This is a genomic window from Yimella radicis (genome assembly GCF_054778255.1).
Genome location: NZ_BAAGZR010000004.1, coordinates 1 through 11,675, shown reverse-complemented (window position 1 = coordinate 11,675; position 11,675 = coordinate 1). Strand labels below are relative to the sequence as shown.

The 11,675-nt window shown below is 67.3% G+C and carries 14 protein-coding genes; 9 read left to right on the top strand and 5 right to left on the bottom strand.

Features of this window, described 5'->3' with window-relative positions; all coding sequences use genetic code 11:
• The first annotated feature begins 11 nt into the window (after positions 1–11).
• Positions 12–1,019 carry an NADP-dependent oxidoreductase gene (locus ACYU8W_RS03440; RefSeq protein ID WP_499466672.1) on the top strand — a complete coding sequence of 336 codons (1,008 nt, stop codon included), beginning with the start codon at positions 12–14 and terminating at the stop codon, positions 1,017–1,019.
• 90 nt (positions 1,020–1,109) lie between these two features.
• Here the strand turns inward: ACYU8W_RS03440 and surE are convergent, their stop codons facing one another.
• The 5 genes from surE to lplAB all read right to left on the bottom strand — a co-directional run bounded on the left by surE (position 1,110) and on the right by lplAB (position 5,421).
• Positions 1,110–1,937: a 5'/3'-nucleotidase SurE gene (gene surE, locus ACYU8W_RS03435; protein WP_499466670.1), complete on the bottom strand. Its 828-nt coding sequence runs from the start codon at positions 1,935–1,937 to the stop codon at positions 1,110–1,112.
• A 1-nt stretch (position 1,938) separates the two neighbouring features.
• Entirely contained in the window at positions 1,939–2,892 is a 954-nt protein-coding gene (locus ACYU8W_RS03430) for a PfkB family carbohydrate kinase (RefSeq protein WP_499466668.1), read from the bottom strand.
• A 106-nt stretch (positions 2,893–2,998) separates the two neighbouring features.
• Complete coding sequence (locus tag ACYU8W_RS03425; protein ID WP_499466666.1) at positions 2,999–3,256, bottom strand: hypothetical protein; 258 nt, start codon at positions 3,254–3,256, stop codon at positions 2,999–3,001.
• Positions 3,257–3,374: 118 nt separating this feature from the next.
• Positions 3,375–4,184: a CoA transferase gene (locus ACYU8W_RS03420; protein WP_499466664.1), complete on the bottom strand. Its 810-nt coding sequence runs from the start codon at positions 4,182–4,184 to the stop codon at positions 3,375–3,377.
• A 187-nt stretch (positions 4,185–4,371) separates the two neighbouring features.
• A complete protein-coding gene (gene lplAB, locus ACYU8W_RS03415; protein ID WP_129626527.1) occupies positions 4,372–5,421 on the bottom strand; it encodes a lipoate-protein ligase LplAB in 1,050 nt (349 codons plus the stop codon).
• 63 nt (positions 5,422–5,484) lie between these two features.
• On the opposite strand from lplAB, the gene ACYU8W_RS03410 reads away from it, so the two are divergent.
• The 8 genes from ACYU8W_RS03410 to ACYU8W_RS03375 form a co-directional block, all read left to right on the top strand.
• Positions 5,485–6,840, top strand: coding sequence for a dihydrolipoyl dehydrogenase family protein (locus ACYU8W_RS03410; protein ID WP_499466662.1), 1,356 nt, complete (start codon positions 5,485–5,487; stop codon positions 6,838–6,840).
• A 79-nt stretch (positions 6,841–6,919) separates the two neighbouring features.
• Positions 6,920–8,080, top strand: coding sequence for an LLM class flavin-dependent oxidoreductase (locus ACYU8W_RS03405; protein WP_499466660.1), 1,161 nt, complete (start codon positions 6,920–6,922; stop codon positions 8,078–8,080).
• 90 nt (positions 8,081–8,170) lie between these two features.
• Positions 8,171–8,770 carry an FMN reductase gene (locus tag ACYU8W_RS03400; RefSeq protein ID WP_499466658.1) on the top strand — a complete coding sequence of 200 codons (600 nt, stop codon included), beginning with the start codon at positions 8,171–8,173 and terminating at the stop codon, positions 8,768–8,770.
• Between the two features lie 66 nt (positions 8,771–8,836).
• Entirely contained in the window at positions 8,837–9,163 is a 327-nt protein-coding gene (locus ACYU8W_RS03395; protein ID WP_499466656.1) for a tetratricopeptide repeat protein, read from the top strand.
• A 95-nt stretch (positions 9,164–9,258) separates the two neighbouring features.
• Positions 9,259–10,197, top strand: a complete 939-nt coding sequence (locus ACYU8W_RS03390; RefSeq protein WP_499466655.1) for a pirin family protein — start codon at positions 9,259–9,261, stop codon at positions 10,195–10,197.
• 72 nt (positions 10,198–10,269) lie between these two features.
• Positions 10,270–10,587, top strand: a complete 318-nt coding sequence (locus ACYU8W_RS03385; protein WP_499466653.1) for a GNAT family N-acetyltransferase — start codon at positions 10,270–10,272, stop codon at positions 10,585–10,587.
• Positions 10,588–10,601: 14 nt separating this feature from the next.
• Positions 10,602–11,045, top strand: coding sequence for an MmcQ/YjbR family DNA-binding protein (locus tag ACYU8W_RS03380; protein ID WP_499466651.1), 444 nt, complete (start codon positions 10,602–10,604; stop codon positions 11,043–11,045).
• Between the two features lie 66 nt (positions 11,046–11,111).
• A partial coding sequence (locus ACYU8W_RS03375; RefSeq protein ID WP_499466649.1) for a transposase family protein occupies positions 11,112–11,675 on the top strand: 564 nt, incomplete at its 3' end.

The following is an 11,675-nucleotide window of genomic DNA, read 5'->3' as shown; positions in this document are numbered from 1 at the left end:
ACGGTGGGGGTATGAGCCTTCCGACCAGAACCCGTGAGATCCAACTGGCGTCCCGCCCGAGCGGCGCGCCGACGCCCGACAACTTCCGTCTGGTGGAGGTGGATCTGCCCGAACTGAAGGACGGCGAGATCCTCGTCCGCAACACCGTCATGTCGGTCGACCCGTACATGCGTGGGCGGATGAACGATGTGAAGTCTTACGTGCCGCCGTTCCAGATCGACCAGCCACTCGACGGCGGTGCGGTCGGCACCGTGATCGCTTCTCGTTCGGACGAATTCGCCGAAGGGCAGAGCGTGCTGCACGGACTCGGCTGGCGCGAGCACGCCATCCTCCCGGCAGCGCGCGCGACGGCCGTCGACACCTCCGACCTGCGTGACAGCAGCTATCTCGGGGTACTCGGCATGCCTGGCCTGACCGCGTATGCGGGACTCATGGCGGCGGCCGAGTTCCAGCCCGGGGACGCGGTATTCGTCTCGGGTGCCGCCGGCGCGGTGGGTTCACTGGTCGGGCAGATCGCCCGACTGTCCGGGGCCTCGCGCGTCGTCGGATCGGCCGGGTCCGCAGCCAAGGTGGAGCGACTCATCGACCTCGGGTTCGACGCCGCCTTCGACTACCATGACGGATCGGTGCGCGACTCGTTGAAGAAGGCCGCGCCCGACGGCATCGACGTCTACTTCGACAACGTCGGTGGCGACCACCTCGAAGCCGCGATCTCCGCGCTCAACGTCGACGGGCGCGTGGCGATGTGTGGTGCGATCTCGCAATACAACGCGACCGAACCCGCTTGTGCACCAAGGAATCTCGCGCTCGCGATCGGCAAGCGCCTGACGCTGCGCGGATTCATCGTGGGCAAGTACTCCGGCATGCGGGACGAGTTCCTGTCGGTGGTCGGTCCGTGGCTGGCCGACGGTTCGATCCAGTGGGACGAGACGGTGCGCGAAGGACTGGAGAACGCCCCGCAGGCGTTCATCGACCTGCTCGCCGGGGCCAACACCGGCAAGATGATCGTCCGCCTCTGAACCTGCGCGGCAACAGGTCGCAGTAACAACCGGAACCCTTGACTACGCCTGTAGTCAAGGGTTCCGGTTGTTACTGCAGCCGTTGCCGGCTCAGTCGCTCTCGCGGGTCGTCATCACCCGGGCGGAGTCGGGGCGGTACTCCTCGACGTCGTCCTCGGTGCCCTCGCCCGTGAACTCCGGAACCTCGAGGTCCAGGTTGTCGACCGGAGCACGCAACCAGGTGGCCGTGGCCCAGCCCTGGGTGAGCAGGTGGTGATCCGAACCGGGCTCGTCGTCGGCGTCCTCCGCGATGTACGTGACGTCGATGCCCTCGGTGAACCGCTCGTCGATGCGCGCCTGCACGGCGCCGAACGGTGCCAAATGCGCACCGCGCAGGCCGCGCAGCTTCGACCACGGCACGTCGGGGACGTTGATGTTGAGCACGTGTCCGTTGAACTTGGTCTTCTCCAGCCACTCAAGCGCGATGTCGGTGATGCGCTGGACGGTGTCCCAGTTCTGCGGCTCGCCTGAGGTCACCGACACGGCCAGGCCGGGGATGTTGTGCGTGACCGCGGTGTGGGCCGCTCCGACGGTGCCGGAGTGCAGCGTCGCGTGACCGGTGTTGGCGCCGAGGTTGCATCCGGACATGATCAGGTCGGGCTTGTCGCCGAAGGCGCCGTACGAGGCGAGGAAGGCAATGAGACCGGGCGCTGCCTTCACGCCGATGCAGTGGACCCCTTCGGGCATTTCGGGTGGATCCGCTTTGACGAGAACGATTTTCCCGTCCTTCTCCTCACCGGCCAGGGACGCGGAAGCACCCGAGTACTCGTGTGCCGGTGCGGCCACCTGGACGGTGTGACCGCGTCCGAGAGCCGCCTTGACGAGTGCTGCCAGACCTGCCGACTCGATCCCGTCGTCATTGGTGACCAATACGTGCATGTCAGCGCTCCTTGATCTGGACGTGGTCGGCGATGCGTTCGATGGTCTCGCGGTTGCCGGTGCCCAGGCCGCCGCGAGTGACATTCAAAGCGCCGGCGGCTGCACCCAATCGGGCTGCCTCGGTGAGGTTCTCGCCGCGGGCGAGCGCAACGGCGATGCCGGCCGTCATCGAGTCACCGGCGCCGCGGTGTTCGTGCGTGGTGACGGCCGGGGTGATGAGCTCGCGGACGCCGTCCTTGTCGATCGCGAACGCCGGCTTCTCCGCGCGCGAGACGACGATCGCGCCGACGCCCTTGTCGAGAACCTTCTTGGCCCCGGCGATGATCTTCTCGGCGCTCTCGCCGTCGGCGAGCTTGGCTTCGAGAAGTTCGTCGTGGGCGATCTTCAGCACGTCGACCCCGGCGTCGATCGCGGCCAGCGCCGGTCCACCCGAGAGGTCGGCGACAACGCGTCCGCCCGAGGAACGGATGTCGGAGACGAGCCGGTGGAAGAACTCGTCCGGCAGCACGTCCGCCGGCTCACACCCGGTGATCACCGTGAGGTCGGCGTCCATGCCCTCGACCAGGGCGATGCCGTAGAGGTCGTCGTACTCGTGACGGGTGAGCACAGGCGGTGGCATGTGGGTCAGCACCTCCCGCTCGCCGTTTCGCAGTTCGTAGATGTAGCCGCCGTTGCCCGCGGAGTAGGGCACCGGCTTCACCTCGAGATCAAGATCGGTCAACATCGTCTGGATCAACGGACCCAGCTCCCCACCGAACGGGCCGACGACCGTCACCTTCGCACCCAGCGACCGTGCCATCCGGGCCATCCAGAGCCCCTGACCACCCGGGTGGATGTGGACGCCGCCCTCGGCATCACCGTGTTCGCTGCGCTTGACGTCGGTGAGAGCAGCGGTGGCCTCGACGACGGCGAGGGGAGTGGGGGCAAGGACGGCGATGCGGGGTTCGAAGGTCACGCCTCAATCGTTGTCGATGAACGGCGACGAACGGGGCGAGCGCGGCGACGATTTCGACCGAAACGAACGGCTCCACCCGGGTGGGTGGAGCCGTCGGCGTGAGCGGTCAGTTGATCTTGTCGGAGTAGATCGCCTCGGGACGCTTGTCGTACTTCTCGTTGTACCCGGTGACGATGAGGTTGAAGTCCTGGCCCGGGGTGTATCCGTAGCCGATCTTGAAAGTGAGCGACTTGCCCGGCAGGATCTTCGCCCGGCCGCCGAAGCCGATCTGGTTGTCGGAGTCGTAGACCGAACGGGACTCCTTGTCGTCGTGGGCACGTCCCCGGTGTTGCACCCGGCGAGCAGCGGGAGAGCCATCAGGCACGCAGCGGCGGTGAGCGTCCTCATGGTCTTCCTCCTGGTTTGCTGTTGCCGGGGCGACGTCGCATCTGGTCCGGGAAGGGGGACGGGTCCGGTGCGGGATTCGGTTCGTGCAGCCTGAGCTAGCGCTTCACCGCGGCGATGGGGACGTCGTGTTCGTTGCCCCAATCGACCCATTCTGCAACGGTTTTCGTTGCCATGACGGACGCGACGTCGGCGTACCGCTCGGCGCAGCCGAAAGCATCCGCGAACCGTTTCCAGAAGTGTTGTTCCAGTGCGGCGAGTGCTACCCAGCCGTCGTCGCTCGCGCGGTAGAGGTTGTACCGGGCCCAGCCGCCGGAGATCGGGCTTGCCGGGTCGGTCATGCCGTGCCGGTTGGGTCCGGCCGCGAACGCACCGGCCTCGTCCAGGCCGGCCATGTGGGTGCCGCCGTGTCCGGTGAGCGAGCGCTGCACCAGCGCACCGAGCGCGGTCGACACCGCGCGTTCCGCGCCGAGGACGTCCGCCACCAGCACGGACGGCAGCGCCGGCGGCCGCAGCAGGCCGGCCGTCGCCTGGTAGGTCAGGTCGTGGCCACCCACCTCCGGGTCGTCGGAGTGCCCGACGATCCGCACCTGGCACAACTGCGGCAGGTCCAGGTCGTCCAGACCGAGGCGGGCGAGTGCGGAAGGACGCTGCGCGGTGAGCAGCAGATCGGCGTCCGTGAGCAACTCGGCCAGGTGCGCACGTCCGTCGTCCGTTTTGAGGTCGATCGTCAGAACCTGTTGTGCCGCAACAAGTTCGGCGTAGTAATCGGGCACCATGCTGGCCAGGGGATCACCGGACGGGGGCTCCACCTTCGTTACATCCGCACCCATCGAGGCCAGCCGTGCGGCGGCCAACGGACCGGGCAGATTGATCGCCAGCGACACCACGCGGGTTCCCTCGAGCATGAACCGAACCTAACCCTGACGGACCCGCTGCGCGACCTTCTCGGCGTGTGACTCGCGCAGTGCCTGATGGCCCGGGCGGGGCCGCCGCGGTGCCGACGAGTTCTGCTCCGACGAAGGCGAAGACGGCGATCCAGAAGCCCGCAGCGAAGCCCACGAATCCGTGCGGGAACAGCTACGACGTCCGGGGTCAGGGGACGCGGTGGGTCCACTCGGGAGTGGAGAACTTCTCGTCCATCAGCTGTTCGGCAGCCTCCAACTCTGCCTGCGTGTAGTCCGATCGTGTCGTGGCGTAACGCTTCTCGAAGGTCGCCAGGAACGAGTCGAGGATCGCGTCGCGGGTCATGCCGGTCTGCGAGCGCATCGGGTCGACGCGCTTGTTCGCCGAACGGTGGCCCTTGTCGCTCATCTTCTCGCGGCCGATGCGCAGCACCTCGACCATCTTGTCGGCGTCGATGTCGTAGCTCATCGTCACGTGGTGCAGCACGGCTCCGTCGGCGAACCGCTTCTGCGCGGCACCGCCGATCTTGCCCTGGTCGCTCGCGATGTCGTTGAGCGGGACGAAGTGCGCGTTGACGCCGACCTCGCGCAGGGCCTCGATCACCCAGTCGTCCAGGAAGGAGTAGGACCGCTCGAAGGACAGCCCCTCGACCAGCGACGCAGGCACCACGAGCGAGTAGGTGATGCAGTTGCCAGGCTCCATGAACATCGCGCCGCCGCCGGAAACGCGTCGGACGACGTCGATGCCGTGCTTGGCCGCACCGTCCGGGTCGACCTCGTTCTTCACCGACTGGAACGAACCGATGACGACCAGCGGGGAGTCCCAGTCCCACAAGCGCAGCGTGGGCGGACGCTCGCCGCGCGCCACCTCACGTCCGATGACCTCGTCCAGCGCGACGTGCATGGCGGGGTCCATCACCTTGGCGGGGATGACGTCGAAGGTGTGGTCGTGCCAACCGGTGGCCTTGCCGAGGGCCCGGCGCACCGCGATGCCGACGGCCTCCGGCGAGAACCCGATGAACGCGACGTCTCTGTCGACCGAACCCTGGATCGCCGAACTCAGCTGGTCGACACCGGCCTCCGTCGAGACGCCGTTGAGGGCCGCGTTGATGTCGAGCAGCGCCTCCTCGGGTTCAAGGAAGAAGTCGCCGGAGACACTGACCTCGGCCAGGCGTCCGTCACGAACCTCGAGATCGACGGCGACGAGTTTGCCGCCCGGAACCTTGTATTCACCGCGCATGCAGTCGAGAACAACACCAGCCGCCCGGTCCTTCCCGCGCCTGCCTGCCCGTAGCGTCGATGTATGAGCGATGAATACGACGTGATCGTGATCGGTGCCGGACCCGTCGGGGAGAACGTGGCGCAGTACGTGACCGAGGCTTCCGACCTGAGCGCGGTGCTGATCGAGAAAGAACTCGTCGGCGGTGAGTGCTCCTACTACGCGTGCATGCCGAGCAAGGCGCTGCTGCGTCCGGTCGAGATCGCGAACGATTCGGTTGACCTGCAAGGCATTTCGGACGCCTCGGTGCAGGTCGAGGAACTTCTGAAACGTCGGGACGAGTGGGTCTCGCACTACGACGATGCGAGCCAGGTGGAGTGGGCCGAAGGCATCGGCGTCCCCGTGGTGCGCGGTGCTGCGCGACTGTCCGGCGAGCGGAAGGTGGAGGTGGACGGGCGAACGATCGCCGCGCGCAAGGCCGTGGTGATTGCCACCGGAAGTACACCCGTCATTCCGCCGGAGTACGCGGACGTGTGTGCCTGGGGTTCGCGGGACGCGACCGGCGTGGTGGACGTGCCCGAACGGCTGGCCATCGTGGGCGGTGGTGTCGTGGCGTGCGAAGCCGCCACCTGGATGCGCGCGCTCGGCAGCGAGGTCACGATGCTGGTGCGGGGTGACAGCCTGCTCACCAACCAGGAGCCCTTCGTCGCCGAGACCGTGCTGAAGAGCTTGCGGGACAGCGGTGTCGACGTCCGGCTCGAAGCGAACGTGACCTCCTGTGAGCGCCCGGACGCGAGCGACACCGGCCTCGGGCGGGTCCACGGCGCAGCTGTCACGGTGACGGTCGATGACCAGAAGCTCGAGTTCGACGAGATCCTGCTGGCTGTCGGGCGCCGTCCCCGCCTCGGCGAGATCGGACTGGACGCGCTCGACCTGACCGACGACCCGGACGCTTGGCCGGACTGGCTGATCGCCGTCGGCGACGCGAGCGGCGAGGCCCCGTTGACGCACTGGGGCAAGTACCGAGCTCGCGGGATCGGCGCCCGGCTGGCCGGCGCCGCTGAACCGGAGCCCGCGGATGTCCCGGTCCCGCAGGTGGTCTTCACCGAGCCGCAGATCGCCCAGGTCGGACCGCTCCGCAAGGACCTCGACGACGTCGAGGTCGTCAGGGTGCCGTTCAACTCTGCCGCCGGCGCCGCGCTGCTGCGTGACCACGTCCAGGGCCAGGCCCAGTTGTTGGTCGATCGGAAGGATCGCGTGGTGCGGGCCGCGACCTTCGTCGGACCGGGTGCCGGCGAACTCCTGCACGCGGCGACGATCGCGATCGTGGGACGGGTGCCCGTCCACGTCCTGCGGCACGCGGTGCCGAGTTATCCGACCGCGAGCGAACTGTGGCTGCGGCTGTTGGAGGAGCTCCCGACGCAGTACCGCCGCGGCTGAAAGAGCCCGGAATAGGGTCGATTGGACGTTAGTTGACATGTCCACTAACGTGGTCATCGGTCGATCAGAGGAGTCAGTCATGCAGTTCGGAATCTTCACCGTGGGTGACGTGACCACCGACCCGGTGACGGGCCGCACGCCCACCGAGCACGAGCGGATCAAGGCCACGGTCGCGATTGCGATGAAGGCCGAGCAAGTCGGTCTGGACGTGTTCGCCACCGGTGAGCACCACAACCCGCCGTTCATCGCGCCGGCCAACCCGACGATCCTGATGGCGCACCTCGCCGCTCAGACCGAGCGGATCATCCTCACCACCGCGACCACGCTCATCACCACGAACGACCCGGTGCGACTGGCGGAGGACTACGCCTACGCCCAACACCTCGCCGACGGACGAATCGACCTGATGCTCGGACGCGGCAACACCGGTCCGGTCTACCCGTGGTTCGGCAAGGACATCCGCCACGGACTCGAGCTCGCGGTGGAGAACTACGCCCTGCTGCACAAGCTGTGGCGCGAGGAGTCGGTCACCTGGCAGGGCAAGCACCGCACGCCACTGCAGGGCTTCACCTCCACCCCGCGTCCGATGGACGGCATCGCACCGTTCGTCTGGCACGGCTCGATCCGCAGCCCCGAGATCGCCGAGCAGGCCGCGTACTACGGCGACGGGTTCTTCGCCAACCACATCTTCTGGCCGAAGGAGCACACGCAGCAGATGGTGCAGCTGTACCGCCGCCGCTTCGAGCACTACGGCCACGGCACTGCCGACCAGGCGATCGTCGGCCTGGGTGGTCAGGCGTTCATTCGCAAGAACAGCCAGGACGCCAAGCGGGAGTTCCGTCCCTACTTCGACAACGCCCCGGTTTACGGCGGTGGTCCGTCGATGGAGATGTTCACCCGCGAGACGCCGCTGACCGTCGGCTCGCCGCAGGAGGTCATCGAGCGGACGCTCGGTTTCCGTGAGTACGTCGGCGATTACCAGCGCCAGCTGTTCCTGATGGACCACGCCGGCCTGCCGCTCAAGACCGTGCTCGAGCAGCTCGACCTGCTCGGCGAGGAGGTCGTGCCGGTGCTGCGCAAGGAGTTCGCGGCGATGAAGCCGGCGCACGTGCCGGACGCGCCGACGCACGCCTCGCTGCTCGCCGCGGCTCAGGCCGACGGCACCGCCACGGTGGACGCGGCCACACCCGCCACCGACCAGTGGACGGGCACCCGCGCCGAGGACGCCAACCAACTCTGATTCTCTTTACACCCGTAGTCGTGGAATGTGGCTGCTGTTGCGACCGTTTCCATGGACTACGGGTGTAGATCACCAGCAAGGAGACCTGACGTGACCACCGTTACCGTCATCAGCGCAGGCCTGCGCTCGCCGTCGTCAACGAAGTTGCTCGCCGACCAGTTGGCCGACGCCGTCCGTCGTCAACTGGACGCCGTCGACATCCACAACATCGAGGTGCGCGATCTCGCCCACGAGATCACCGACGCCCTGCTCACCGGTTTCCCGACCGGTGCGCTCAAGGACGCGCTCGAGCAGGTCACCGCGTCCGACGCGATCATCGCCGTGACCCCGACCTTCCAGGCGTCCTACAGCGGACTGTTCAAGTCCTTCGTCGACCTCATCGAGCCCGACACGCTGCGTGGGACGCCGGTGCTGGTCGCCGCGACCGGCGGCACCGAGCGCCACTCGCTCGCGATCGACCACGCGCTGCGTCCACTGTTCGCGTACATGGGTGCGTTCGTGCTGCCGACCGGCGTGTACGCCGCGACCTCCGACTTCGGCGGAGAAGGCGCTGCCGCGCTCGAGCGCCGTATCGAGCGCGCTGCCGGCGAACTGCGAACCGTCCTGGGCGGCAGCAGCATTCGCAAGCCGAAGGTGGACGAGTTCGCCGACGTCACGCCGTTCGAGCAACTGCTCACCGCGGCAAACTAATTTGAGTGGAAGATCGGGCCCGCCAGGACGGGGTCGACCTTCCATCAGAAATCGGAAGGAGCACCGATGGTCCAGGATTTCGACCGTTACGAGTACGGACGTCGGCTGTTCGAGCAGCGCAAGTATGCGCAGGCGGCGCGTGAATTCGAGGAAGTGCTGGCGTCCGGCGAGGGCCACGGCACCGGCGACGCCTGCGAACTGCTCATGCGAGCGCTGTTCCACTCCGCGCAGTTGAGCAAGGCCGAGGCCGCGGCCCGCGCGGCACTCGAGGACAACCCGACGGACGCGTACGCGCTCGTCGTCCTGGGCCGCACCCTGTACCGGCAGGCCCGGTACGAGGAGGCCGAGACCTATCTGAAGCAAGCCGAGGCGTTCGGCGTCTCGACCGTCTAGAAAGCCTCCACCGAGTGGCCGGGCTATCAACTGGTGGCCGGTCTACACCCCGGCCACTCGTTCATAGCCCGGCCACTCGGTGATGGGATGACGTCATGGCCACGCAACGGATGAAGCCGCGGGAGGTGCCGCTCGGCGGGCTGCGCGCGATCACCGTGCGGCGGACGCTGCCGGCGAAGGATCGCTCGTTCGTCGGGGCATGGTGCTTCGTCGATCACTACGGTCCGCAGCGGGTTCGCGCGAACAACGAGGGTGGCATGGACGTCCCGCCGCACCCGCACACCGGACTGCAGACCGTCTCGTGGCTGTTCGAGGGCGAGATCGAGCACCGCGACTCCGGCGGCGCGATCGGCCAGGTGCGCCCGGGTGAGGTCAACCTGATGACCTCGGGCGCTGGCATCTGTCATTCCGAGGTGTCCACCGAGTCGACGGACGTGCTGCACGGCGTCCAACTCTGGGTTGTTCTGCCGGACGTCGACCGGCACACCGTCCGGAATTTCGAGCACTTCGCGGCCGAGCCGGTGGCGCTCGCGGACGACGCCGGCACCGCTCGCGTCTTCCTCGGCTCCCTCGCCGACGTCGCTGAGTCGCCGGTGCACACCTATACCCCGCTGCTCGGGGCACAACTCGACCTCGCGCCCGACGCGAAGGTCACGCTGCGGCTCGACCCGACGTTCGAACACGGGGTTCTGCTCGACACCGGCGCGGTGAGCGTGGACGGCGAGCCGCTGGAGTTCGGTGACCTGTTCTGCCAGGACGAAGGCCCGGATTCTCTTGTGCTGCAGGCAGGTCCGGACGGCGCGCGGATCATTCTGCTCGGCGGTGAGCCGTTCGAGGAGGAGATCATCATGTGGTGGAACTTCGTCGGGCGCACCCATGACGAGATCGAGCAGTTCCGTGAGCAGTGGCAGGCGCAGGCCGAGCGTTTCGGCGAGGTCGAGGGGTACGAGGGCGAGACGCTGCGGATCCCGGCCCCGAAGCTGCCCGGTGTCCGGCTGCGTCCGCGCAACCGTCGCGGCAAACGGACTGCGTGAAACCCTGAACTACTCATGAGTCACGCCTAGCGTTGTGACCAAGGATCCGACTCAGAGGAAGTGTTGCCCGACATGACCGACAAGCTCGACAACGACGTCCGTGACAACCCCGAGCGCAGCCGTTACGAAGCCGTCCACGACGGTGAGGTGATCGGGTTCGCGGAGTACGACAAGACCGAGGACGTCGTCGTGTTCACCCACACGGTCGTCGATTCGGGGTACGAGGGGAAGGGTGTCGCCGGACAACTCGTCCGGTTCGCACTGGACGCGGTGCGCGACGAAGGCACCCGTGAGGTCGTGCCGCAGTGCTCGTACGTCAAGGGGTGGATCGCCAAGCACCCCGACTACATCCCGCTGGTCTACGGCGAGGCCGCTCCCGCGGCCGACTGATCGGGATCGTCGCCGTGGCCCATCCGAAGATGTTCACCGACGACGACCTGCTACTCGAGCGGGTGCGTGAGATCGCGCTGATCTTCCCGGAGGCGCAGGAGCGGGTGTCGCACGGCAGCCCGAACTGGTTCCACCGCAAGACTTTTGCCTCGTGGCGGGCGCACATCAAGGGCGAGCACGACTCGACCCGGCTCAACCGGGCGCTGTGCTTCCTGCCCGACGAGCAGGAGCGCATCGCGTTGCTCGACGACGAGCGTTTCCATATGCCCGCCTACATCGGGCACTCCGGATGGCTCGCCCTCGACCTCGCGCATCACCTCGGCGAAGCGGGCCGCACGCAGATCCAGCCCGACGACCCGGACGGCGTCGACTGGGACGAGGTGCGCGAGCTGATCGACATGTCCTACCGAAATACCGGTGCGCCGAAGAAGCTCATCACCCAGCTGGATTCGCAGTAGCGGCTGTCGTCCCGGTGCCCCTCGCGGGCGCCGGGAACGACTTGGGCGGTCGCAGACGGGCGACCAATGGAAGATCTCCCTCCTGCGGACGGTAGTAGGTTTGAGGACCCTCTAAGCAAGCGCGCTGGGCTCATATTNGAGGCCACGAGCATGAACGAGGGTACGTCAGTGCTGCTCGGGCTGGAGGACGAGTTCACCGTCCTGCAGCTCGAACGAATCGATGCCGACACGGTGCGTGTCGTCATCGAGGTCATCGACCCGGAGGGCGCCTGCCCCGAGTGCGGGGTGCTCACCTCAAGGATCAAGGAGCGGCCACTGGTTCGAGTCAAGGACTTGCCTGCCTCCGGCCAAAGAACCGATCTGTGGTGGCTAAAACGGCGCTTGGTGTGCCGCGAACCGGCCTGTGGGACAGCGACATTCACGCAGCAGTCCCGCGCTGTGCCGGCACGGTCGCGGCTCGCGACCCGGCTACGAGAGAAGATCGGTTCGGCGATCGCGTCGGGAACCGCGCCGTCAGCGAGGTCGCTAGCGAGTACCAGGTGGCGTGGTCGACCGCGCACCGGGCGCTCATCGCACTGGCCAACCAGTGGCTGCCCGAGCCGGAACCCACCCGCGTGCTCGGCATCGACG